Origin of the sequence: Nocardia alni (assembly GCF_019038435.1) — a bacterium.
GTDB classification, from domain to species: domain Bacteria; phylum Actinomycetota; class Actinomycetes; order Mycobacteriales; family Mycobacteriaceae; genus Nocardia; species Nocardia alni.
This window is the reverse complement of record NZ_JAGPOX010000058.1, coordinates 31,014-54,917: the sequence shown is the minus strand read 5'-3', so window position 1 is coordinate 54,917 and position 23,904 is coordinate 31,014. Positions and strand designations below refer to the sequence as shown.

Genomic DNA, 23,904 nt, shown 5'->3' with positions numbered 1-23,904 from the left:
GTATCGGCGACAGTGGTGGTGGCGACCACGAGTCCGGACAGGGCGGCGGGGTTGTCGTGGAGTAGGTGGTGGAGATTGGTTTGGCGTTTCGGGCCGGGGAGCACGAACAACACGGGGACGGTGATATCACCGGAGCGCAGATTGCGGTATCCGGTGAGTTTGTCGATGAGCCGGGGTAAGTCTTCGGTGCCGGTATCGTATTCGAGGAAGAATCGTACGGTCCGGCCGTTTTCGGACCATTCTCCATATCCGTCGGGGCGGGCTATGTTCGCGCATGCCTTGGCCGCTTCGCGTTCGTCCCACCATTCCAGTAATTCGCATCCGGGAGCGATGCGGCCGTGGTGACACAGGGCGGTGAAGAATTCATTGATTCCTAATAGATGGTCGAGTTGCGGGTTCCTGGACAGTTTCAGTGTTTTCTCTTGCACGGTGCGGGCGGCGGGAATCGGGGCGTCGATGGTGGCGGCGTGAATCATCGCGCCGAGCGGTCCGAGCGTGTAGCGGTATTGCTGGGAGCCGGGGCGGATACCGGCGCGGAACCGGTCGAGCACGCCCCGGCCGGTGAGCAGGACAAGCCGTTTGCGGGCGGTGTTGTCGTCGGTGAACAACAGGCGGGCGATCTGGTGGGCGGTGAGGGCGCGGTGAGCGGCCAGCAGCCCGAGCAACGTGAGATCGCGAGGAGTGAGTTGCCGCTGCTCGGTGATCGCATCCGCCATCGAAGGAGACACCCGCCGGGAGGCTATAGAAGCCTGTCGGGGTTGCCCGGCGGTCATCGCGCACCCCCGCTGGCCTGCGGTGTGGCGTCACCGGGGGTACCCCGTTCACTCCCCCGTTCGAGCTGGGCGGGTGAACGGGCGAGGGAGCGGGCGAGTGAACGGGGTAGTGAAAAACCGCCCCCTCCACCGGTCTCGGTGCCGAGCTTTCCGGTGGACAGTTGGCGGCGGCGCACCGTCGCGTCACGCTGCGCCCGGGACCATCCGGCCGTGGTGCGGGCGGCGGCCCGCAAGCTCTCGGCGCGGCCGGGGATCGGTGGCGGTAGCGGCGGGGTGGTGACGCTGAACGGTTCGACCAGTATTCCCTCATGAATTATACGCACGGTGGCGGCGTATCCGTCGCGATGCCGCAAATCCGAATCGTCGAAATACGGTTCGAAATGTGCCGCGAGTTTCCGTGAATCATCCGGCGAGACCGCGAACACGATTTTGTTGCGGGCGTTCGCGTCGACCGCGCCCCGCACCTCCGGCGGTAACTGCCCGAGATTCTGATGCGCCAGCACGAACGAGACCCGGTAGCCGCGGGCCTCGGCGAGGGCTTCATCGATACCGATCGGCAGGTGCAGGAAATTGTGGCACTCGTCCACGATGATCGTCGCGTCCGCACGCTCGGAGGGCGGGATCTGGACTCGTCCGGTGGTGGCCTGCCACAGCCCCGATAGCAACAGCGAGCCGACCAATTGCACGCCGCTGTCCCCGATGTCTCCTTTCGGAATCCGGACGATGAGAATTCCCCCGTCCAGGATTTCCGGCAGGTCGAAGGTCGCGGCCGGGGCGGCGAGCAGGTCGTGAGCGAACCGGTGCGAGAGCACTTCCCGCAACCGCGAGATCACCGGCCCGGACTGTTGCTGACGCTGCGCGGGGGTCTGGGCGGTGTAGCCGTCCCAGAAGCCTTCGTAGCCGATCGGCTCGCCGAACTCGGTGATGATCGGACGGTGGTAGCCGGGATCGGTGAGGATCGAGACCACCTCGGCCAGCGTGGCCCCGGGGCGCCGGGCCAAAGTGAGGCAGGCAGCGGAGAAGGTTTCGTCCATGCGCGGCCCCCACCACTGTGCGTACACCTTGCGGAAAGTCTCGATCACCATCCGGGCCGCACGCTCGCGACCTTCGGCGTCGTCGGCCGCCCCTGCGGGCGCGGCCAGCACATTCCACGCCGGGGGCGCGGCGCGTTCGGCGGGATCGAGGACCACGAGGCGTCCGGCGGCGTGCTCGGGCAGGCGGGCCAGGATGTTGTCGGCAAGATCTCCCTGGCAGTCCAGCACGACCAGCCCGCGCCCGGCGCGGGCCTCGGACAGGGCGAGGTTGGCCAGCCAGGTGGACTTGCCCGACCCGGTGACACCGGGCACGTGCAAGTGATGGCGCGCGGCGGGCACCGACATGCCCACCACATAGCCGCCCGGATCGGTGCCCAAGGGCTTGGGGCTGGCGCGGTGCGGATCGTCGGGCGCGGCCAGGTGCAGCCGCCGCCGGTCGGGAGTGATCGGTGCGGGGCGGAAGTGGTCAACGGTCATGGCGGGCCTTCCTGCGAGAACGGGACAATTCGTGCTCCGGCACCCGCAACGGCGTAGCCGTTGTGCGCCGTCCGGGTGTAGCGGTCGTAGTCGTGCGCCGTGCGGGTGTAGCGGTCGTGGTTGTGCGCTGTGCGGGTGTCGGTGGTGGATGGCCGGGCAGGCGCAGAGCGGGTCGGGCGGCACGGTCATGGCTGCGGACCGTGGGCAGCCCGTAGCGGGCGGCGTCGGTGGGCAGATGCCACAGGGCGGCCACCTCGGCGATGGTGGCGACGAACCGGCGGCCCGGCCGCCGCACAGCCACCCGATAACCGTTGTGGCGGGTGCGGTGGGTGACCAGACCGCCGCTGCCGGGAGCGGTGGCGACCGCGTCGAACCCGCCCGCGATCTGCGCGATAGCGGCCCGCCCGTGCGGCAACGGCCCCGCGCTGGTGATCCCGACCCGCAAGGTTGCCGACAAGTGCGGCCCGGCCGCCTGCTTGGCGGTCACTGCCTTCTGCACGGCACTCGCCAGCGGCGCGGGCGACACCGCCGCACGCGGGGCAGCAGTGGCGGAGCGGGGGCCGGAGATCGCGAACCGCAGCAACGCCAGGAACTCCGACAAACCCCAGTCGAGCGCCTTCAGCAGCAACCGGGACACGGTGGCGCGATGGTAGGTGCCCAGCACCAACTGTATGAATCCCGTTTCTCCCGCACCGCGTGCGGCGAGGCGTTCGAGCACCCCGCCGAGCGGATCAGCCGCGTGCGGACCCCGGCCCACCATCATCGTGCTGGTGGCGGGGTGGGGGTCGATCCACGGTGCCCACGCCCCATTGCGGGCAGTGACCTCCTTCGCCACCACCACCCCGCCGTTCAGCCCGAGCGCGGGCACGGCGGTGGCGGTAACCTCGGCGCTGGGCCAGGCTCCCGTGATCGCCGCCGCGATCTCGGCGCGATCGACGCCCGGCGGCACCCACACCCCGATCTGCGTGCCCTCGCCGGTCGCGGCCACTTCCAGCACAACATGCCGGGCACCGACCCCGATACGGCGAGTGCGGTGCAGCACGCCGGCCACCCGGCGAGCGAACACGCCGGCATCCCCCACCCCGACCACGCTCGCGGGAGTATGGACACGCAGCCACACCGCCCGCCCCGCCTCCTCCTCGCGCCAGCGCCGTACCCAGTACCGCGCCACCCACCACACCAGCAGCGCGGCCAACGCGAACACCAACACCAGCGGCCAGCGCGCCATGATCGTGCGCTCCAGCACCCCGAGCAGGTGGCGCGGATCGAGCTGACCGGTCAACAGTTTCGTAATCATCTTGCGGCCCTTCCGAATTCGGCCGACCCCAGCCAGGTGTTCCGGGTGGCACACCTGTGCCACCCGGAACACCCGATCGAGGGGTCAGGCGTTGGCGTCGCGATCGATGTCGGTCACGGTGAACACCTCACCGATGTCGGAGCCACGCTCGAGCTCGCTACTTTTATGGCCCGCGCACACCGCCAACTCGTGGCCGCCTGTGTGCAGCACCGCAACGGCCGGTTGGCGGCAGTGCCGCAACCGGCCGAAGGTGGTGTCTTGCCCGTAGTGGTCGCGCCACTCGGGATCGCCCTCGCAATACCAGCCCGGCTCGATACCCCGCAACGCCAGGGTGTCACCGTGCTCGGGACATCCCATCCACGGAATCCCGCATCCGCCCGGCACGGGTTCGAGATCCTCGGCGGTCAGCTCGAGCAACAGCGACAGCCGCAGCACCGTGCGCCCGTCCTCGGCCAGCAGCCCCGCCACGTGCGGCGGCATATACGCGTGCTCGACCTCGGCCAGCTCGTGCAAACGCTGTTCGGCCACGTCCAGCCACCCCGCGCTCAGCGCCGGGACCTCACGGCCCAGCCAATCGGCGTACTCCGGATCGATCCCGAAACCATTCGGTTCCTGTACAGTCGATGATGACAAAACAATCTCCTGAAAATCGTTGACACAGTGCATATTTCGACCCGAGACACCCCACGGGCAGACGGCGGGACCGCGCCCGGGGAGACGGTTCGGGCAACACGAATCAGCAGCGCAGCAGAACGCGCGGACGCTTCACGGGTCGACGAGGGGCCGGTTTCCGAAACCCGGGTCATGAACCTCGCAAGCCGCTAGCCACCCCACAGGCGGGGTGGCACACATCACAGGGCGAACCTGGCGTCGCGCGCCACCGGAACACTCGACTCCCAGCAGCCGGGAAGCTATGCCGGGCCGGTCCCGATGGTGCCAGCTCGACACAACCCCACCGAACCACCCCTTGCGACCAGCGCGAAGGACGAAAATGGCCAAAAATTTTGTCCATTGTGGTAGAGTAATATTGCCATCATCTTTGATGTTTCAAGCTGGACCTTCGAACGTAACTCGGCGCGTCAACGCGCGTCAAGATCAAAATCCTGAATTTTTCCTGAGAATCCGCCGTGCCCGGAATATTCTCATCGCGGGGCCGTACCCGACCATCCACCCGCACGTCCGCAGGGCATCCGGTGCGTGCTTCGATTTGCAGACGACACAAATGCGTGCTTCGAAATGAAGCCATTCAACGACGGTTATCGCTCACGAGACAAACCGCGCTCACGCTCACGGGCAAGCCCGTCGCGTTCCCGAGCTTGCTTCAACCGGAGAGCGTCATCGGGCACCCTGCCCCGCGCTTTATCCCGGGCCACCTCACCGGGAGACGTCGGAAACTCCATCGCCAACCGCACCCGTACCTCATCCGCACGAACCTGCCCTGCACGAACCAAGCCCTCGAGTTCCCTCTGACGCTCACGCTTGCGCTCCTGCCACTGCGCCTCACGCTGCACGACAACCGCTCGCTCACCAGCCTCACGGCCCATCGAGTCAATCCCCTGCCTCACCCCCTGCCGCTGACGCTCCCGCCCCTCCTCCAAAGACCGTTCCATATCCCGGGCCGCCTGCCCCTTCAACCCCAGACCCGCAACCATCTGCCGAGCATCCGACCGCTCGAACGCCCGCACCTCCCGCAACGACCTCACCGCGGACCGATGCGCCTGCGACAACTCCCGCACCGGAATCGACCTACCCTCACCACGCGCCAGTTCTATCGCCCGCGTGTTGTGCTCGACAACCCGAGCCAAATCCTTACGCTGTACCTCGATTTCTTTTCGCCGGACTTCACGCCGTTCACGCTCGGCCCGCTCACGCCCCTGCCGCGCCTTCTCCCGCGCCTCACGATCTCTCACCCTTTCCAGATGCTTCGCAACGGTCAAAGCCTGTCTCAGTTGCTCGCGCGAGACTTCCTGAACGGTAAATCGCCGGGAGTACTTCTCCCTCAGTTCCTTGAGCTTGGCCTGAACTTCCTTATCCGCCCGCGCACCCTCGACGATCACCCACTCAACAGAACCGCCACCCCTGATGTACCGTTCATCTTTCTCGAGTTGCCGCAGCGCCTTGTCCTTATCAAGACTGCCGGACTTATACTCGTAGGCTTTCCCCAGCCCGTCGTTCCGAACATCGTGAAATCTGCTGCCAAGCGTACCGTCCCTGAGATGAGCTTCTTTTACGTAGCCTCGTTCCGCTGTATGTCCTCGAATGGACATCATTCCATCCCTGAACCGGTCGCCGACCTCTTTCGCTTTCTGCCACCGGTTTCTCGCCTCAAGATAGCTCGCACGATCGCGCGCATTGAGACCTTGCATCCACTTACCGCCGACATATTGACGGTAGGCTTCTTCCAGCTTATCGTTCCACTCGTAATTCAACGTGCCCCCCAGAACCCAAGGGACCGAGAGTTCAGCCCTTGATCCACTCATCCATCGGAGGGCGGCCAGCTTCTACCCAAGACCTGTAGGTCTCCATACTGAATCCGAATATCTCGGACAGATTATCGCCCCACCGTCGATCGACGGTCGAGGTCACCAAGTTTGCGACGTCCAGATACATGTCAGTCCATTCATGCCGAATGACCGGCCCGAAATCCTGATAGCGGTTACCCCCCATGCTCGGGACGTTGTACCACTGCCCCTCGAATTTCCGGCGGAACACCTCTCCGATGAACCGCGTAAGTTGATCCGCTATTTCCTGATTCCCCGGCGCTGATACAGCTTGCACTGTAGTAAAACGTTCCAGTATTTCACGCTCTACCCGGTCGAGCCCTACGGCCGACCAAGGGTCATCCGGCATATCCGGAATCGTCTCGGTCAGAAGCTTGGAGACCCGAGCATTCATCAGATCAGGAGCGACCCATTCCAACCACCGGGGATCGTCCTGATCGCGCCGCACTTGCTCGAGTTCGGCCTTACCGCGCTGCTTATGCCCCACTGTCAGTCCTCCCTGTCGGCTCCCTGTCCGCAGCATAGATCAAGGCACCGACGAACCCAGGGCGTTCACTGGCACGTACAGACACGGCAACGGCCCCGAATCGAATGGATCGGTCGGGGCCGCTGGTGGCGTAAGTCAGGCTGAAGGACGGTCGAACTCACTCCCCTTCACGCCCGCAGTGAAGGCGTCCCACTCACCGGGGCCGAAAACCAGGGCCGGGCCGGTAGGGTTCTTGGAGTCACGGACGCCGACACTGCCCTCCGCGAGCCACGCCACCTCGACGCAGTCGGTCCGACCGCCGCTGTAGGTGCTCTTGAACCAGTTCACCCCGGACAGGTCAGTGTTCACGCTGTATAACTCCTAGCCACCTGCCGGAGCAGGTCTCGTGATCTTTGTTCATCCAGCGACGTATCCCGGATGGCCGATGCAAGCATATGGTAGCGCCGCACGTCATCAGGCTTCTCGAGGTACAGATCGTTGGTGCTGGCTCCCAATGCTTCCAGGTAGATCAGGGGTGGCTCTACCGGTTTCCCCTTGGCGTCGGTTCCGAAGTCCAGAAGCATGAACGGCCCGGGAAGCACGCCCCACGTTGCACCGGCGGAGAACTGCTGAATCCGGATACTGACGTTGGGAAGTTTGCTGACCTCAGCGAGATGGTGGCACTGCTCGAGCATGATCCGAGGACTGCCTACGACGCGGTGTAGGGCCGATTCGTGAAGCAGCATGTCGAGTTTCACCGGGGCAGTCTTGCGCGTGACGATTGCCTGGCGCTTCAGCCGCAGTGCTACTCGGCGTTCGATGTCTTCAGGGCTCTCGTCGCGAAAGTATCCGCTGATGACGGTTCGCGCGTAGTCCGGAGTTTGCACGAGGCCGAGCACAAGCTCGTTGTACGCGATGATGTGTCGAGCCGACTCGGTCAGTCCGACAACGAGATTGAACGTTGAGTCCGAGTAGAGGCCACCGAACGCCGTGTACCAGCTCTTGACCTTGGCCTGCTCCGCAAGCTCGACCGCACGTTCGGTGTCCGTGTCGCTCACGTCGAGCACTTCGCAGATAGCTTGGATGTCGCGCGTACGAACCTTCTTGATCTTTCCTGATTCGTACCGTTGGACGCTTGCCGGGCTCAGCTCGACAAGTTCGGCTACCCGCGCGATGGAGAGTCCCTGTTCGTCACGGACGCGCCTCAACAGGCGGCCTAACTGACGAAGGGGCAAGGTTGGAGCTTCCTCGTTCCCATCGCTCACCTCTGTGTTCACGCTGGTCATGCATGCACTCCTTGCAAATATGAGTGGATCTGATCAGAAAGTTGAATGAAACACGCAACGGATGTGAACGACTTTCTTCGGGAAGTGGAACGACCCCCCATGTGTGACGCGAATAGCTTCCTGGAGCTTTGAAGAATCCCGCCAGAATCGTTCTGATCGCATCGTGTCAGCCTACCGCTCGTGGTGTGCTCTGTTCGGCGGTCGAGACGAAGGCCGCTGCGGCACAAAACCTTGAACCCCCTTTCTCGAACCACTACCTGACCACACGGGGAGGCGTGCGACGTGATCACTCTCAGCAGGCTTACGACCAGCCTCGATCCAGAGCTGGCGGTGCTGCGTGTGCTTGCGCCAGGGGGACAGCTGACATTGATCCAACTGGCACGCGATACCCGCCTACGTCGCTGGGTGACCCGCACAGCAATCGAATACCTGGACGCCCGAGGGCTTGTCGTGCCGACCTACGCACACGACCGCTGGCGCATCACCAGCACCGGACGCGCGTTGCTGACACAGGCCAAGGAGGCTCAGCGTGAACGATGAGCACCACACCCGAGTAGATGGACTGGATGCGACCTGGCGATTGATCCATCACCAGATCCGAATCATCAAGGTGCACAACGAATCCGATCACCGTGATGTGATGTTCGCCCCGGGCACGGACCTTGCCGACGCACGGGAAGCCTTCCAGAGGTGGAATCGCTTGTGGGACACAGTAAGAGATGAGTTCTGGACCGCGATAACACCCACGGCTCACCGATCGACCGACACGAGGTGGATCTGATGAAAGTTCAGACGAGAAGCACTGTCAGTCAGCATGTTTGGCAGAGCAGGGAACCCGGCATGAACGACATGAACGCCGGGACAGTGGAACCGGGGCCATGGATCTTCGACGCGATGATCGAGCTGAAGACCTACAACCACAGCACCGGCGAATTGACCATGGTCGAGTGTCCGGGGCCAGGGTGTGATGGACTGCTGATCGAACTCATCGACGGTTGCATCGGCCGCCACGAATCACGCCGCGAAGTCCCGTGTCCTTGGGCAGGTGTGGGCGTCATCTCCCGCCTAGCGAATCCCGCCCGCCGATCACGCTGGCGACCCAGGATCAGACGATCATCGTTGGCCCGATGGTTCAGGATGAGACGCGTTTCGAGCGAATGACAGCGAGTCTTCGGCGGGCGATAAGCCGCCGGAAAACGTCCACTACGCGGCAATTCATTGGCGCATATCCGCGTAGCGGCCGATCAGTAACCGATGGTCTGAAAGGGGGTGTTTCATGGGTCCGGACGAGGAGAACGACGAGAACGACAAGGGCGGCGAGTAACTGACTCCGCCGTTGTAGATCGCGGATTTCGGTGCGAATACCGGGTGCGGTTCCCGGCATGGAGCCGCGCCCGGGTACACCGTCATGTCACAAGTTTCGGGGGCCAATTGGGGAGCACGCCAGAACCGCTGGCACGAGTCAAGGTCCGCACCGTGCGAGCACTCGGGATGATGCCGACAGCGATATCGGCTCGCAGCCTCGCGGGAAGTCACAGCCTCCCAGCAACTCTCACCGCATTGCGGTTACTCGCCGCTGACGGCTATGTAGCCTCCGGAACCTCCCACCGATCCGGCAGACCGGTTCCGGTCTACTGGCTCACCGATAGAGGTAGACGGCTCCACCGGCAATTATGCGGTTCGGCCAATCAGCAACAATTCACATGGCTATGACGCTATGAGCTGCGTTTCACTATTACTTCGTTGCGAGATCAAAGGGAATGCTTTGGCGCTTACCTATCAGCAGGAACGAGACCTCATCATCTACGCTGGCGAATGGCTCTGCGCAGGGTTAGCGGTCCTAGCCTACGGGGTATATCCAATCTTCGATCCCGAATATCAGCGTTCCGGCGAACGGACCGCTCACTGCGAGGTAGGGAAGTGACCGACCACACGGCCCCCGTTCGGGTCAGTGACGCCCCCACGGACATGACCCACTGGCATCACGCATTGATGGAACCACCCGAAATCGAACGAGATGAACCCGTTCTGTTCGGCCCCCACCGCCCTACCATGATCCAAGCGAAATCCGATCTGCTACCGGTCATTTTCATGGTCGCAAGCGGCCCTACCGCCCCCATGGCCGACCAGCACACCACCAACGCCAAACTCGCCACACAATGGCTGTGCGGGGACAACATGACCATGACGGTAGAGGGCTACCATTTCGCAGTCCTGGAATGCGACGGCAGTTGCCAGGGCACATACACCGGATTTCAGCGCGCCGTTCACGACCTACGGCGCATGAACAACCGAGACACCACACCCCGCATAGATCAGAACGAGAAGGGAAATTGATTTGACCTCACCTACCGTCTATTCCAAGTTTTCACCCAACCAGCGCAAAATATTGAACTGCATGCGCGACGGCAAGCGGTATACCGCTGCGGGTTTACAGAGAAAATTGAACATCGCGACCATAGGAGCGACGACGAACACGCTCAACTGGCTGTGCAAGTTCGGTTTCGCCAAGAATCTAGGCCACGAATACCGGTTGACCAAGAAAGGCGCAGAACACGCCGGAAATCTCGATGCCGGACACGACGGAGTACAGGAACCAGTAATGTCCGACTTGCGGTAGCGACACGACCGCACACTGAGCCACCCTCTCTGCGGCGGGGTGGCTTTGTCACGTAACAACCACGATCAGATCACTGTCATCGACACGGAACCATCCGCAGCGCCCCGCACAAGCCACGCAGGAGCCTACGCCGGTTTGGCAACCCCACCCCTGGAACCCTGCGTACGGGGATTGCCTGCCAGGGAACATCGCACCTCGAGCGAGGCTACCAATCAATCCCGCGAAAACTGTTGTGCCACACCCTTGATCACCATGCAGCAGACAGAAAACTTGGGAGCCCCCGAAAGAAAAGAAAAGAGAAAAAGAAGAACGGTAACCCAAGAAAGAACTTGCCGAATTTCCCTCTACAGAATCAAGAGCGGCGCGCTACGCGCGCCGCCCGGGGTGCCCCGTCCTCGCGGAGCTGCGGGCGGGCACCCCGGCGCAGAACCAGAATGGGGGAGTCGAACCACCACAACAGTTCCATCATGTACCAGAGGCACCGTTCAGAATGCTGCCGCGCCCCTACGGGGCTTGCCATCGAATGACGATGGGCACCATTGGCCGTGGGCCGCTACGAGTGTCGGGGTGGACGACTGTGCGCGAACCAGTATTCGTCCAACTCACATTGGTCATGGCGATCATCAGGCGACCACCAGTTGTTCACGTCGTGCGCGGTGACGTCAGGTTGGGTGAGCAGGTCCACAAGCGCCGACACCTGTTCGAAGGTGAACGTTTCGCCCCTGATTGCGAATGTTCGCGGAGCGCCCGCATTCACCGCGTCCAGTCGCCTCAGGGCCGCAAGGATGTCGTAGAAGTCCTCCGAGTGCGGCACCCTGACGGTGATCTCCCGTGGTATCTCAGAACTCGCTGCGGCCGATTCGTAGTCGTCTTGGCGTGACATGGCGCGGAGTATGCCACTGCGGGCCGACATGTTTTTAAGGAGTGCGTAACCGAAACGTCACCCCGGCCAGTTGCGCCAGCTCCTCGCGCCGCAGACCCGGCACCCGCCGCCGCCGGCCGTGCCAGGTGATCCCCACGTCACCCGGTTCGAGCCGGGCCCGGCGCGTACGCAGGAACTCGCTGAGTTCGGCGCGCTGGTCCAGGCCGTCGGTGTGGCCGGCCTGAGCGTCGTCCGGGGCAGGGTTGTCGCTCATGCCCCCCAGTATTCCCGGTCGTACGATCACGAGCCTGACCCTGTCGGTAGTAGGACCACTGGACGTACGCAAAGCGGTGGCCTGGGTGAGCGCCTGTTCATCGAGCACGCTGGACACCATGACCACCACTGTTGCCGCATATGCCGCGCCCAGCGCCAAGGCGCCCCTGGAGCGCACCACCATCGAGCGCCGCACGGTCGGCGAGCACGACGTACTGATCGACATCAAGTTCGCGGGGATCTGTCACTCCGACATCCACCAGGCCCGTGCGGGCTGGGGCGATGCCATCTTCCCGATGGTTCCGGGGCATGAGATCGCCGGCATCGTCGAGGCGGTCGGTTCCGCTGTGACGACGTTCGAGGTCGGCGACCGCGTCGGCGTCGGCTGCATGGTCGACTCCTGCGGCGAGTGCGAGCCCTGCCGCAACGGCCAGGAACAGGACTGCGTGAAGGGAAACGTCCAGACGTACAACGCCATCGGCAAGGACGGCGAGCCCACCTACGGCGGCTACTCGCAGAAGATCGTCGTCTCCGACGCCTTCACGGTGCACATCCCGGACGGCATCTCCCTCGACGTCGCCGCTCCGCTGCTGTGCGCCGGCATCACCACGTACGCCCCGCTCAAGCGATGGGGTGTCGGCCCCGGCAAGAAGGTCGCCGTGATCGGTCTGGGCGGCCTGGGCCACATGGCCGTCAAGATCGCCCACGCCCTCGGTGCGGAGGTCACCGTCCTGTCGCAGTCGCTGCGCAAGAAAGACGACGGCCTGAAGCTGGGCGCCGACCACTACTACGCGACCAGCGACCGGACAACGTTCGAGGAGCTGGCCGGCCGGTTCGACGTCATCCTGTCCACGGTGTCCGCCCCGCTGAACTTCGGCGCGTACCTGAGCCTGCTGAAGACCAGGGGCGTGCTGGTGAACGTCGGCGCCCCCGAGGAGCCCATCTCGTTCAACCTGTTCTCGCTGATCGGGGGCTCCAAGATCCTCGCCGGTTCCTTGATCGGCGGCATCGCCGAGACCCAGGAGATGCTCGACTTCTGCGCCGAGCACAATCTGGGCGCGGAGATCGAACTGATCGAGGCGAACCAGATCAACGAGGCATACGAACGCGTCGACAACTCGGATGTGCGCTACCGCTTCGTGATCGACACGGCCACGATCTGACCGAGACCCGCCGTCCGGGTGCTGCGGGCCCGGACGGCCGAATACCTGCAGTGCAATGCCTCCGGGCTCGAGCTAGGCGGCATTGCGCTGAGGTCGACGCCCCGGAACGGCTCTCAGTTCCGGACGAAGCCGATGGGCAGCCCGTCCTTGGGGAAGGGCAGGGAGTGGTAGTCCAGCGGAGGGACGTAGCCGGGGTCCACGCGCCAGTGATAGTCGCATAGCAGGCGGTGCATGATCGCCTTCACCTCCAGACCACCGAAATGCAGGCCGACGCATTTGTGCGCGCCGCCACCGAAGGGCTCCCAGGCGAAGCGGTGGGATTTGTCCTCGCGGCGCTCGGGGCCGAATCGGTCGGGATCGAAGGTGTGCGGCTCGGTCCAGTATCGCGGCATCAGGTGGGTGAACTGGATTCCGACGATCACATCGGTCCCGGCGGGGATCCGGACCCCTTGAATCACAGTGTCTTTCACCGCATGGCGGACCACCACCGGGACGGGGGCCCGCAGTCGCAGCGCCTCGCGCATGACCAGATCGACCGACTCGAGGCCCTCCAGTTCGCTCATCGACGGAGCGGGCCCCAGCGCGAGCGCTTCGGCGCGACAACGCTCCTGCCACCGCGGATGCTGTCCCAGATACTGCAACATCGTCGAGGTGGTGATCGTGGTGGTGTCGTGCGCGGCCATCATCAGGAAGATCATGTGGTTGACCACGTCGTCGTCGGTGAACCGGGCGCCGTCCTCGTCCTCGATATGACACAGCACCGAGAAGATGTCGTCGGTCTGCTCGGCTCGCTTGGCCGGTAGGTAGTGACGCAGGAAATCCTCGAGCAGCTGACGGCCGCGAAATGCCTTGCCCCAGCGGGTGAACGGCACATTGCCGCGCACGATCCCGGCGGCGGCCTGCACACAGGCGATGAACGCCCGGTTGACTCGGTCCATCTCGGCCGGGCCGGTGTCGCCGGCGCCGCCCATGAACAGATCCGCGGCGATGTCGAGGGTGAGTTGCTTGAGTTTCCAGTACGAGGGGAAGGATTCGCTCTCGTCCCAGTGCGCCACACCCTTTTCGATGGCCGGATGCAGCCGCTCGGTATAGGCCTGCAGTCGCGGACGAGTGAACGCCTGCTGCAGAATTCGCCGATGCCGCTTGTGCTCGTCGAAATCGATGAGCATGAGCCCGCCGTGGAAGAACGGTCCGACCAACCGCGACCAGGCCGGTTCGTTGGCCAGTGCCCCATCCTTGTTCAGCAGCGCGTCACCGCACGCGTCCGGGCCCAGCAGCAGCGCCGACGTGCGCCCCAGTGAGTACATCGGTGCGACCGGGCCGTAGTGATCCCATTCGCGCTGCAACAGGGCCACCGGATCCTTGGCGAACTGCAGCAATTGCCCGATCACCGGGATGCCGCGATCCTCCCGCAGCAGCGTAGGTATCGGCCTGGTGTCCAGGGTGTCGGCCGTCATCGCACACCTCATGTCTCCGTGATGGCGCTCACACTAAGCCTGATTCAGGAAGGACGCCCTGTCAACCTTGGATTCGACGTCGCTGTGGCATGCTGTGGCCATGGCCGGGCAATCAGGCGTCTATCGCGGAGTCACCGCCGCTGAACGGGTCACCGAGCGTCGATCGCGACTGCTCGAAGCGGGGCTGACGGTGTGGGCCGATCCCGCTATCCGCACCACGATGACCGCCGTCTGCGCCGAGGCCGGGCTCAGCGAGCGCTACTTCTACGAGAGTTTCACCGGGCTCGACGCCTTGTGCGAAGTCGTGCTGAACGAGATCGCGGTCGAAATAGAGGAGAACAGCCGCGGCGCCGCCGACGCCGCCGGAAACGATCCGGAAGCTCGCATGCGGGCATCGATAGAAGCGTTCGTGCGACTGCTGGTCGCCGACCCGCGCAAGGGCCGGGTCGCGATCGTCGAGTCGGTGGCGGTGCCCGAATTGCGGCGCAGGCGAACCGAATTGCTGCGCCACCTCGCCCACGAATCGGCGGTCGAGGTGCGCTCCTGGCTCGGCGACTCCGGTCGCAGCCGGGTCGCCGACGAAACCTCCGGCCTGCTGTTCATCGGCGGAATGGCCGAACTGGTCACCGCCTGGCTGGACGGCGCCGTCGAGGCGACCCCGGAGGAGATCATCGAGGCAGCCTGCCGCGCACTTCGCGGTCTGTATCGCTGAATCAATCGAGACCACGCCGTCGTGCGTCAGCCGGATTCGCAGGCAGTAGGCCGGTAAGGACTCAGCGCGGGAATCCACTGTATGAGGGCAGCCTTCCCCGTTACTGTTGTGCTGGATCGTTGTCGCGCAGGCGCCGATACCGCGCACGAAGGGATCGGGAACCCAGATGACAGGTGATAATCGCGAGCCTGTCGCGGTCGTCACGGGCGGTAGCCGCGGTGTCGGCCGCGGCATCGCGATCGCGCTGGGCAGTCACGGCTGCACGGTCTATGTCACCGGTCGCTCCCAGTCCACGGGCCGGTCCGATCTGCCGGGCACCATCCATGAGACCGCCGCGGCGGTGACGGCCGCGGGGGGACGAGGCATCGCGATCGCCTGCGACCACGCCGACGACGCCCAGACGAAAGCGGTCTTCGAGCAGATCGAGCGAGCCGAAGGCCGGCTGGACATCCTGGTGAACAACGCCGCCAAGGTGGACGACGCGATGCTCGAGCCCGGTGTCTTCTGGGAAAAGCCGCTGGAGTTGGTCGATCTGCTGGATGTCGGACTGCGCAGCGCCTACGTGTGCAGCTATTACGCGGCCCCGATGATGGTGCGGCGAGGCCAGGGCCTCATCGTGTTCACCGGCAGCCAGGCCGGGGTCTGCTACATGCTGGGCCCGGTCTACGGCGCGCACAAGGCCGGCGAGGACAAGTTCGCCGCCGATATGGGCTTCGAGCTGAAACCACACGGTGTGGCCACGATATGCGTTTGGTGCGGCGCGGTTCTCACCGACAGGTTGAAACAGCTGATGGCCGCCGACCCGGTGAAGTTCGGCGGGCTGGCCGACAGGTGCGAGACGCCGGAATTCACCGGCCATGTCATCTGGGCGCTCTACAACGACCCCGATCTGATGGAGTTGAGCGGTCGATCGGTGATCGGCGCTGAAATGGCCGCGGCGTATGGCATTACAGACGCCGGCGGGCGCCGCCCGCCCAGCATGCGCGAGACGATGGGTGTCGCGCCACGCCGGCAGCCTCAACCCGGTGAGATCCGCGACGCAGACGACAAAGACCCTGAACCGGCTCGTGACGTGCGCACATGGTCGCCATCCCGGCCGACACGGTGACATTGTCGACGGTCCGCCCAACGTGCCGATCACTGTGCGGGGGCGCCGAATTCGAGGTGCGGCACCTTTGCGCGGCACTGCACGTACATCGAGACGATCGGTCGTTGCGGCGTGCCGGGTCAGGTCGGCTTCGTCACCGCGGAGGGTGGCGGGGAGCCAGACTCTCGAGCGCTGCTTTCGCAGGGGCGTAGCCGGCTCGAGCGGATTTGCGGTACACGCGTTTGGCGGCGTCTGTGCGCCCCACGGATTTCCACTGGTCGCCCAAAGCCTTCAGGGCAACCATATCGCCGTCTTGTTCCACCTCGCGGTAGAGGAATTCGGCGCGGTCATCTTCGCCCAGGGCCGCGTGAACCGTTGCCAGGTGGACCTTTCCGAGAATATGGCCGTGATCGACGTAGCGGCGGTACCAGTACGCGGCTTGGCTGAGATCACCCGACTTCATGCACATATGGCCGAGAGTGAGCATCGAGAGCGTTTCGCCGCTCTCGGCGGCTTGCCGGTACCAGCGTTCGGCTTCGGTTCGGACGCCCCGGTTTTCGAGCAGTCGCGCCAGGAAGGACATGGACAGGGCGTCGTTCATCGCCGCGGCCTGGCGCAGTAGCCGTTCGGCTTCGCCTATGTCGCCGCGCTTCTGATGATCGCGGGCACGGGCCAGGAGCTGGCCGACCTGTCCGCGCTTACGGCCGGCTCGGGGTGATCGTGAATTTCCCGTGGAGACTTCCGGTTTCGGCCCGAGCGGCGGCGGAGTCGTCAGCAGTATCAGTGCGTGTGGGATGGAGGGGCGTAGCTCCGGCTGTTTGTCCATCAGCCGGGTTATGAGCTGGACGAGTTGCCCTGCGCGCGCGGGCGGCGGCGCCACACCGAACATCACCGCTTTCATTGTCCCGTGGATGGTGTCGCGGCGGAACGGGGAAACCCCTTCCACCGCGTGGTAGAGGGTGACGCCGAGGGAGTACAGGTCACCGGCCGGTGTGCCCTCGCCGTCGATCCGTTCGGGCGCCATGTACTCGAACGAGCCGATAATCGTCTCCTTGGCGGTCAGCGTGTGATCCGAGTGGTGGCGGGCGGTTCCGAAATCCGTGAGCAGAACCTCGCCGTCGGTGTCGAGCAGGATGTTGCCCGGCTTGACATCTCGGTGCACCACGCCGACATCATGGGCGGCCCGCAGTGCTCGTAACAGTGCGAAGGCGATGGTGGTGGCTTCCGCGACGGCCACCGGCCCGTCGCTGTCGAGTCGCTGCTTCAGGGATCGGCCGGACACCAGACGCATGACGATCCAGGGCGTCGCGCCGTCGGTGACGACATCGAGGACACCGACGATATTCGGATGGTCGGGCAGCCGCGCGGCATTGCGGGCCTCGCGTTCGGCTCGCGCGACGCGCTCGGCGTGCTCGGCGCTCGATTCGGCCTGCGGTAGCAGCGCCTCCTTCACCGCGACATCGATACGCAACCGCTCGTCGCGCGCTTTCCACACGGTCCCGAATCCGCCGCTGCCCAGCTTCTCGATCAGCCGGTAGCGGCCGGCGAGCACCCAGCCCGGTCGTACCAGCGCCGACATGAAGGCCCCCAGCGGTTCTGTGCCTCAGCAACATTCGGAACCAGTCAACCTTACTCGGATACGGGCATCGCCGTCCCGGTGCTCGCGCTCACAATCGTCCTCGGCGGCTGTGCGCACACGGATGCGGACGGCCGCGTCAGCGGATGGGTGCGGGGGCGCAGTCGGCGAATGGGTAGCACGGCGGTGTCGACGCCGGAGTCTGCACGGTGCTCACCTGGGTGGTGGTGGTTGTCGTGGTGGGATCCGGGTCGGGAAACATGAGGACGACGATGAGCATCACCAGGGCGGCGAATGCGACGGCCACGACCAACACCACGACAAGGCGAAGCATCGCGGAAACCGCCAGGGACGGCATGAGGATATAGAAATCGGCGTACGAGCCGACTTCGGCGCCACCGTTCGCCGAGGTGTTGAAGTCGCGGCTGGAGGAAGTTCTTGTCGCCATGGCGTTCTGCTCGATTCCGCAGGCCGATCGGCCTGCTGTCCTAGCAGAATGAAGCGCGAAATTTCCCGGTGCCAGATCGATCGATTCGATTCCTGGACAGGGACCGATAAATGTGCGCGACGCATGAAAATCCCACAGCGGCATCGACATACCGGAGGCTACGCCATTAACATGCGAACGCGGCGGCTACATCAGCCGCCGCGTCCGCCCTCGAGCCGCTATCCCCTCCGGGATATCACCCCAGACGCGCCTCGATCGTCTCGATGATCCGCGGGCGCAGTTCCGCGGCGCGGATGATGGCGTCCACCGAGCCCACCTCGACGGCGCGGCGGATGTCGTGCACCCGGTCGAACTCCGTGGCGACTTCGCCGAGCTTCTCCGCGCGGACCGACGAGCGGACCTCGTCGAGTTCCGCGGTGAGGGTCGCGCGATCAGCGCCGGAGGCGTTCGTGACGCGGGCCTCGAGGTCTCGCACGCGCTGATCGGCTGCCGTGCGCGCGTTGACCTGTCCGGAGAACACCACTGCCGCCGCGGGGGCGCCGCCGAGGACCGAGGCGAACGAACCCTCCAGGGCGAGGACGGTCATGTTCGGATTCAGTGCCTTGGAGAACACCACGAACGCGCCACCGTGATAGCGCGAGATCACGCAGAACACGATGGGGCCCTGGAAATTCACGATCGCGCGGCCGATTTCGGCGCCGTACTCGAGTTGCAGTTTGCGCATCGACTCCGGCGAGCCGTCGAAGCCCGACAGGTTCGCCAGCACGACGAGCGGTCGATTGCCACTGGCCGCGTTGATCGCCCGCGCGGCCTTCTTCGACGAGCGCGGGAACAGCGTTCCGGCGGTGTAGGTGTCGGGACCGTCGGTGGACGGGAAGCCGCGACGCGGAACCCCCTGGGACTCGATTCCGAGCAGGCACACCGGGATACCGCCCAGACGCGCGTCCTGCACCACGGCGGTTTCGGCATCGGCCATCCCCGCCCAGCGTTCCAGCACCGGATGGTCCTGATCGGACAGCGCCCGCATGACCGTCCGAATGTCGAAGGGCTTCTTGCGATCCGGATTGGCAGTGGCGGAGAAGATCTCTCCGACACTGCGGAAATCGCTGCCCGCCAAGACATGCGGGAAATCGGAGACGTCGCGATCGACCGGGTCGCTGGTGCGCGACCGGCGCGGCGCGTGCTCGCCGGGCGCCACGTAGGTGTGGTCGTAGTGCGACATCAGCACGTCCCGCGCGGCCGTCAGGTTCGGCGCCCAGTACTGCGCCTGCCCGTTCGGGCCCATCACCCGGTCGTAGCCGCCGATACCGAAGTTGTCCTCCGCCGATACGCCGCCGGAGAAGTCGAGCGACTGCTTGCCGGTGAGCACCATGGCCGAGTCCGGGGTCATCACCAGGATGCCCTTGGTGTGCATGAGCATCGTCGCTTCGGCGTTCCAATATGGTTGCGCGCCAACGTTGATGCCCGAGACCACGATGTTGATCTCACCGCCGTCCTGGGTGAACTCGACGATGCGCTTGAGCGCGGCCGCCACCCAGTCCATGTTCTCGGTGCCCGATTCCATGGAGATCCGGGCGCCGGAGGACAGCGCGTACCACTCCAGCGGTATCCGCATCGCTTCGGCGAGGTCCAACGCGGCGATCACGCGGCGGCATTCCGGTTCCGACAGCGCGCCCAGCGACTTCGTGGGATCACCGAGGAGTACCACCCTGGTGATGCCGTCGGGGTGCTGCTCGGTGGTCGTGGTGACGACGCCCGCGACGATCGCCGCGGTGTTGCGGCCCTTCGGCCGGTCGACCGGTACGAGCGCGTGCTCGGCGTCGAGGTCGTATTCGGCGAACTCACCGAGGATGCCGGTCAGTTCGTAGGGGTACACGGTGTTGCGGCTGCTGGCCCGCAGCACCTTCTGCCGGTACTCGTCGAGCGGCTCGACCGTCTCGTCGGACCGGTCGCCGATGGTCAGCTCGGTGCCGCCGATGGGGTCGGCCGACATGCGGATGGCGACCTTGATCAACTCGCCGGTCTCCGGATCCGGGCGCCGCGCGATGAGCAGGATCTCCTCGAGCCCAGCGCCCGCGGTCGTCGGCCGCATGCGATCGACGATCGTCTCCAGCTCGGCGGGGGTGAGGTCCATCGGCGGCCAGATGTACATCACGATCCGGTTGGTGTTCAGGCGTTTGCCCGACGGCCGCTGCGACTGTGCCCGGCGGATCGAGTCGAGGCAGGTGGCGATGGCGGCCTCGGCCGTCGGCAGCGCCAGCAGCCGGCCGTCGTGCTCGCGCAGCGCCGTCAGGTCACGCACCTGTGCGAAGGCGACGAGTCGCTCGTCGGACGGGTTCTCCTTCGCCACGCACCGGAACAGGTACACCTCTTCGTCGTCCGAGGACGGCAGCCGGGTGAGGTCGAACTTGCGCAGCCGCTGCATCTGCATCCGCTGGGCGATGTAGGGGTGCAGGCCGCGGATCAGCCGCTCCTCGGCGATGCCGGTGGCGGACGGCCGGAAGGTGAAGTGATGATGCATCACCGCACCGCCGCTGCCCGCGACGGTGGTGGTGATCCGGTGCACCTGGTTCGGCAACGGTTGCCCGTTGAGCTTCTCCTGCAACGCCGACGCCATGGCGTCGAAGTCTTCCGGTTGCTTCTCCCAGCTCAGGTAGATGTCGGCCTCGATGGAGGCGGTGCCGCTCGCGAGCTCGGTGAGTCCGCGCAGCACGGTGCCGAGCGCGTCGAAACTCACCGCGGTCGACACCAGGCTCAGGCCCCGGCGCTCGGCGATCACGAATGTGCAGCCGCCCGCCTCCTGGGTGCGGACGTCGGTGAGCCCCTTGTTGCCGTAGTACCGGCGGGTCAGCACCTCGAGCATGGCGGTGTTGTCCGCCGTGCCGCGCACCAGCCGCTGACCGAGTAGGCGCACCAGCGGCTCGGTGCTGCGCACCATGTCGGAGATGTGCTGGGCGCGATCGGGAGTGTCCGGGTGAGTATCGAGGTGGCGCAGGTACTTACGGACGTTCGTGTACACGCGGGCACGATTGCGCCGGAGCAACGGCTGCCCGTACCAGGCGTACACGACGCCGCGCGCGAGGTCGGCGATCACGGGGAAACGCACCTGCGTCGCTGTCACCAGTCGCTCCAGCGCCAGGCCGACCGGCTCGCGCAGCGCCGCGTCCGGCATCGGCTCGCGCAGCCACTCCCGCAGCAGCGTCGTCACGACCGTGACGGTGTCGGAGGGACGTTGCTGGGCCAGGAAGATGCGGAACACCGCGGCTTCGAGGTGCGGGGAGCGCTCCAGTTCGGCGACCCCGTAGTACCCGAGCGCCTTGGCGAGCTTGGCCTGGTAGGACTCCGGCAGGCCCGCCCGCTCGACATCGAGGCTCTGCAGATAGGTGTGGAAGTACTCGCGGGCACTGTGCAGATGGCCCTGGCCGCTGTCTTCGTCCCACGACCGGTTGTGGCTCAGTTCGGCGAGGTCGGCGAACACCTCCACGAGCTCGAGTTCCTCGGCGAGGGGCCGGCGGTTGTCCTCGACCGCGGCACGCCGCACGCCGAGATAGTCGTCGAGTACCCGGCGATCGTCGTGCGGGTCGACGTCGAAGCCCAGCAGCATGCTGCGCAGGTCCTGCATGCCGCGCGCCATCCGCTCGTGCGGCCGGATCGTTGCCGACTCGACGGGCAGGTCCAGCTCGACGGGCGCGACCGCCGCGGTATCGGCATCCGCGTCGTCGTCGGCGAGCGGCTCGAGCCGCAGCAGCGGCGCACCTGTCTCCACCTGGGTGCCGACGGAGACGGCGCATTCCTTCAACCGAGCCCGGAACGGCGCGCGCAGCACCGTTTCCATCTTCATGCTCTCCAGCACCAGGACGGGCGCGCCCGCTTCGACCTCGGCGCCGACCTGCAACGGCGTGGCGACCACCAGCGCGGGAGCCGGCGAACGCACGACGCCGCCCTCGTCGCGGCTGATCCGATGGGTGACGCCGTCGACGTCGACCATGTGGACCGGTCCGTGGGTGCCCGTGGTCAATCGGTATCGGGTGCCGTTGACCACGATCTGCCCGGTGTGGCGATCGAAGCGCTCCAGATCGACGTCCGCGGTGCGGAAATCATCGCCCGCCTCGATGCCGATACGGAACCGATGCGCACCTATGCGCGCGACCCGCACCCGGTAGGCGGCGCCGCGCAACTCCAGGTCGCGCGCGCGACCGCTCTCGTGCTGCACCTGGGGACGTCCACCGGAAGCGGTCGACAGCAGCCGATGCCGCTCGACCAGCTCGTCGTCCTCGTAGGCATCGATGGCGGCGGCGGCCAGCGCGATGGCGGAGTGGCGGTGCGAGACGAGACGGCCCTCGCCGCGCACGCGGTCGATCCAGCCGGTGTCCGCGCTGCCGTCGATCACCTCGGGCTGGTCCAGCAGGTCGAGCACGAAGCTCTTGTTCGTCGCGCCGCCCTCGATGACCACCCTGGTCTCCGTCACGGCCCGGCGCAGCCTGCCCAGCGACTGATTCCGGTCGCTGCCGTAAGCGATGATCTTGGCGATCATCGAGTCGAAGTCGGCCGGAATCGTGTCGCCCTCGCTGACGCCGGTATCGACGCGAATGCCCGGTCCGGCCGGCAGGTCGAGGCGCGCGATGCGGCCCGGTGCGGGAGCGAAGTCGCGGTCGGGGTCCTCGGCGTTGAGCCTGGCCTCGATGGCGTGCCCGCGCTCCCGCGGCGGCTCGCCCTCGAGTCGCTCGCCGGATGCCACCAGCAGCTGGGCCCGGACGAGGTCGATGCCGGTGGTGTACTCGGTGATCGGATGTTCGACCTGCAGACGGGTGTTCACCTCGAGGAACGCGAGCAGCTGCTCACCGGGGTGATAGAGGAATTCCACGGTCGCCGCACCGCGATAACCGACCGCGACGGCCAGCCGCTCGGCGGAGGTCTTGAGCTCGGCCACCCGCTCGGGCGGCAGCACCGGCGAGGCCGACTCCTCGATGATCTTCTGGTTGCGCCGCTGCACCGAGCAGTCGCGCACACCCAGCGCCCATGCGGTGCCCTGGCCGTCCGCGATCACCTGGACCTCGACGTGCCGTGCGCCGGTGACCAGGCGCTCCAGGAACACCACGCCGCTACCGAACGCGCGCGCGGCCTCCTGCCGGGTGCGCTCGTAGGCGTCGACGAGTTCGTCCTCGTTGGTGACCTTGCGGATGCCGCGTCCACCGCCACCCGCGGTCGCCTTCAGCATCAGCGGGTAACCGATCTGCTCCGCGGCCTCCACGGCGGCCTCCACGGTGTCGACACCGCCGCGGCTCCACGGCGCCACCGGCACGCCGACCTCCTCGGCGATCAGCTTCGCGCCGATCTTGTCGCCGAGCTTGCGCATGGCGTCCGGGCTGGGGCCGATGAAGGTCACACCGATCTGCTCGCACAGCTCCGCGAACGCCGGATCCTCGGCCACGAAACCCCAGCCGACCCAGGCCGAGTCGGCTCCGGTGGTCAGGAGGGCACGCTCGAGCGCCTTCAGGTCCAGGTAGGGGCGTGCGGATGCCGGACCCAGGTCGTACGCGATATCGGCCTCTCGCACGAATGTCGCAGTCCGGTCGACATCGGTGTGCAGGGCGACGGTTTCGATCGGCTGTCCGGTCTCTGCGGCCAGATCCCGGACCGCGTGGATGAGGCGCATGGCGGCCTCTCCCCGGTTCACGATGGCGATGCGGCTGAACAACTTGCCAGCTCCTTTCCACTGCACAGCAAAGCCCGGTCGGGCGAGAGGTTGCGACTCCGGTCTCGGGTAGTCTGCACCCTCGAGGCACGCAGGTACACAGCGTCAGGGGGTTACTCGCCCGTATCGTGCGCAATGCCTCATCTGCGGCGATCGCGGCAGTGCCGGATTGCCGCC

At 65.5% G+C, this 23,904-nt stretch carries 19 protein-coding genes and 1 pseudogene; 6 read left to right on the top strand and 14 right to left on the bottom strand.

The window, feature by feature from the left end; translation table 11 throughout:
* The 8 genes from JZ791_RS22280 to JZ791_RS22245 all read right to left on the bottom strand — a co-directional run.
* A partial coding sequence (locus JZ791_RS22280; RefSeq protein ID WP_216897129.1) for a replication-relaxation family protein occupies window positions 1-728 on the bottom strand: 728 nt, incomplete at its 3' end.
* 41 nt (window positions 729-769) lie between these two features.
* Window positions 770-2,284 (bottom strand): type IV secretory system conjugative DNA transfer family protein, encoded by a 1,515-nt coding sequence (locus JZ791_RS22275; RefSeq protein WP_216897128.1) that lies wholly within the window; start codon window positions 2,282-2,284, stop codon window positions 770-772.
* Window positions 2,274-3,581, bottom strand: coding sequence for a hypothetical protein (locus JZ791_RS22270; protein ID WP_216897127.1), 1,308 nt, complete (start codon window positions 3,579-3,581; stop codon window positions 2,274-2,276). The genes JZ791_RS22275 and JZ791_RS22270 overlap by 11 nt, the downstream gene beginning before the upstream one ends.
* Window positions 3,582-3,665: 84 nt before the next feature.
* Window positions 3,666-4,214 (bottom strand): hypothetical protein, encoded by a 549-nt coding sequence (locus JZ791_RS22265; RefSeq protein WP_216897126.1) that lies wholly within the window; start codon window positions 4,212-4,214, stop codon window positions 3,666-3,668.
* A gap of 623 nt (window positions 4,215-4,837) precedes the next feature.
* Complete coding sequence (locus tag JZ791_RS22260) at window positions 4,838-6,010, bottom strand: hypothetical protein (protein WP_216897125.1); 1,173 nt, start codon at window positions 6,008-6,010, stop codon at window positions 4,838-4,840.
* A gap of 31 nt (window positions 6,011-6,041) precedes the next feature.
* A complete protein-coding gene (locus JZ791_RS22255; protein WP_216897124.1) occupies window positions 6,042-6,569 on the bottom strand; it encodes a hypothetical protein in 528 nt (175 codons plus the stop codon).
* 135 nt (window positions 6,570-6,704) lie between these two features.
* Window positions 6,705-6,917 carry a DUF397 domain-containing protein gene (locus JZ791_RS22250; RefSeq protein WP_216897123.1) on the bottom strand — a complete coding sequence of 71 codons (213 nt, stop codon included), beginning with the start codon at window positions 6,915-6,917 and terminating at the stop codon, window positions 6,705-6,707.
* Window positions 6,914-7,834, bottom strand: coding sequence for a Scr1 family TA system antitoxin-like transcriptional regulator (locus JZ791_RS22245; protein ID WP_216897122.1), 921 nt, complete (start codon window positions 7,832-7,834; stop codon window positions 6,914-6,916). Before JZ791_RS22245 ends, JZ791_RS22250 begins: the two co-directional genes overlap by 4 nt.
* A 282-nt stretch (window positions 7,835-8,116) precedes the next feature.
* Here JZ791_RS22245 and JZ791_RS22240 point away from each other — a divergent pair, with 282 nt between their 5' ends.
* The 3 genes from JZ791_RS22240 (at window position 8,117) to JZ791_RS22230 (ending at window position 10,454) form a co-directional block, all read left to right on the top strand.
* On the top strand, window positions 8,117-8,374 hold the full coding sequence (locus JZ791_RS22240; RefSeq protein ID WP_216897121.1) for a hypothetical protein: 258 nt from the start codon (window positions 8,117-8,119) through the stop codon (window positions 8,372-8,374).
* A 1,380-nt stretch (window positions 8,375-9,754) separates the two neighbouring features.
* Complete coding sequence (locus JZ791_RS22235; protein ID WP_216897120.1) at window positions 9,755-10,171, top strand: hypothetical protein; 417 nt, start codon at window positions 9,755-9,757, stop codon at window positions 10,169-10,171.
* 1 nt (window position 10,172) lies between these two features.
* Window positions 10,173-10,454, top strand: a complete 282-nt coding sequence (locus JZ791_RS22230; protein ID WP_216897119.1) for a hypothetical protein — start codon at window positions 10,173-10,175, stop codon at window positions 10,452-10,454.
* 553 nt (window positions 10,455-11,007) lie between these two features.
* On the opposite strand, the gene JZ791_RS22225 is transcribed toward JZ791_RS22230, so the two are convergent.
* Entirely contained in the window at window positions 11,008-11,337 is a 330-nt protein-coding gene (locus JZ791_RS22225; RefSeq protein ID WP_216897118.1) for a hypothetical protein, read from the bottom strand.
* Between the two features lie 55 nt (window positions 11,338-11,392).
* Window positions 11,393-11,590, bottom strand: a pseudogene (locus JZ791_RS22220) (hypothetical protein); the annotation flags it as partial.
* 118 nt (window positions 11,591-11,708) lie between these two features.
* On the opposite strand from JZ791_RS22220, the gene JZ791_RS22215 reads away from it, so the two are divergent.
* Window positions 11,709-12,752, top strand: coding sequence for an NAD(P)-dependent alcohol dehydrogenase (locus tag JZ791_RS22215; protein ID WP_216897130.1), 1,044 nt, complete (start codon window positions 11,709-11,711; stop codon window positions 12,750-12,752).
* 113 nt (window positions 12,753-12,865) lie between these two features.
* Here JZ791_RS22215 and JZ791_RS22210 read toward each other — a convergent pair whose 3' ends face one another.
* Complete coding sequence (locus JZ791_RS22210) at window positions 12,866-14,209, bottom strand: cytochrome P450 (RefSeq protein ID WP_216897117.1); 1,344 nt, start codon at window positions 14,207-14,209, stop codon at window positions 12,866-12,868.
* 100 nt (window positions 14,210-14,309) lie between these two features.
* Between JZ791_RS22210 and JZ791_RS22205 the strand changes: the two genes are divergently transcribed.
* Window positions 14,310-14,921: a TetR/AcrR family transcriptional regulator gene (locus JZ791_RS22205; protein WP_216897116.1), complete on the top strand. Its 612-nt coding sequence runs from the start codon at window positions 14,310-14,312 to the stop codon at window positions 14,919-14,921.
* A gap of 166 nt (window positions 14,922-15,087) precedes the next feature.
* Window positions 15,088-16,029 carry an SDR family NAD(P)-dependent oxidoreductase gene (locus JZ791_RS22200; protein WP_216897115.1) on the top strand — a complete coding sequence of 314 codons (942 nt, stop codon included), beginning with the start codon at window positions 15,088-15,090 and terminating at the stop codon, window positions 16,027-16,029.
* A gap of 133 nt (window positions 16,030-16,162) precedes the next feature.
* Here JZ791_RS22200 and JZ791_RS22195 read toward each other — a convergent pair whose 3' ends face one another.
* The 3 genes from JZ791_RS22195 to JZ791_RS22185 all read right to left on the bottom strand — a co-directional run bounded on the left by JZ791_RS22195 (window position 16,163) and on the right by JZ791_RS22185 (window position 23,730).
* Window positions 16,163-17,587 (bottom strand): serine/threonine-protein kinase, encoded by a 1,425-nt coding sequence (locus JZ791_RS22195; RefSeq protein WP_216897114.1) that lies wholly within the window; start codon window positions 17,585-17,587, stop codon window positions 16,163-16,165.
* 136 nt (window positions 17,588-17,723) lie between these two features.
* Entirely contained in the window at window positions 17,724-18,032 is a 309-nt protein-coding gene (locus tag JZ791_RS22190) for a hypothetical protein (RefSeq protein WP_216897113.1), read from the bottom strand.
* Between the two features lie 235 nt (window positions 18,033-18,267).
* Window positions 18,268-23,730: an ATP-binding protein gene (locus JZ791_RS22185; RefSeq protein WP_216897112.1), complete on the bottom strand. Its 5,463-nt coding sequence runs from the start codon at window positions 23,728-23,730 to the stop codon at window positions 18,268-18,270.
* Between the last annotated feature and the right edge of the window lie 174 nt (window positions 23,731-23,904).

Excerpts from the sequence above, each read along its gene's own strand:
- JZ791_RS22275 (WP_216897128.1), bottom strand. The coding sequence starts at position 2,284 with ATGACCGTTGACCACTTCCGCCCCGCACCGATCACTCCCGACCGGCGG.
- JZ791_RS22270 (WP_216897127.1), bottom strand. The coding sequence starts at position 3,581 with ATGATTACGAAACTGTTGACCGGTCAGCTCGATCCGCGCCACCTGCTC.
- JZ791_RS22245 (WP_216897122.1), bottom strand. The coding sequence starts at position 7,834 with ATGACCAGCGTGAACACAGAGGTGAGCGATGGGAACGAGGAAGCTCCA.
- JZ791_RS22225 (WP_216897118.1), bottom strand. The coding sequence starts at position 11,337 with ATGTCACGCCAAGACGACTACGAATCGGCCGCAGCGAGTTCTGAGATA.
- JZ791_RS22215 (WP_216897130.1), top strand. The coding sequence starts at position 11,709 with ATGACCACCACTGTTGCCGCATATGCCGCGCCCAGCGCCAAGGCGCCC.
- JZ791_RS22210 (WP_216897117.1), bottom strand. The coding sequence starts at position 14,209 with ATGACGGCCGACACCCTGGACACCAGGCCGATACCTACGCTGCTGCGG.
- JZ791_RS22205 (WP_216897116.1), top strand. The coding sequence starts at position 14,310 with ATGGCCGGGCAATCAGGCGTCTATCGCGGAGTCACCGCCGCTGAACGG.
- JZ791_RS22200 (WP_216897115.1), top strand. The coding sequence starts at position 15,088 with ATGACAGGTGATAATCGCGAGCCTGTCGCGGTCGTCACGGGCGGTAGC.
- JZ791_RS22195 (WP_216897114.1), bottom strand. The coding sequence starts at position 17,587 with ATGTCGGCGCTGGTACGACCGGGCTGGGTGCTCGCCGGCCGCTACCGG.
- JZ791_RS22190 (WP_216897113.1), bottom strand. The coding sequence starts at position 18,032 with ATGGCGACAAGAACTTCCTCCAGCCGCGACTTCAACACCTCGGCGAAC.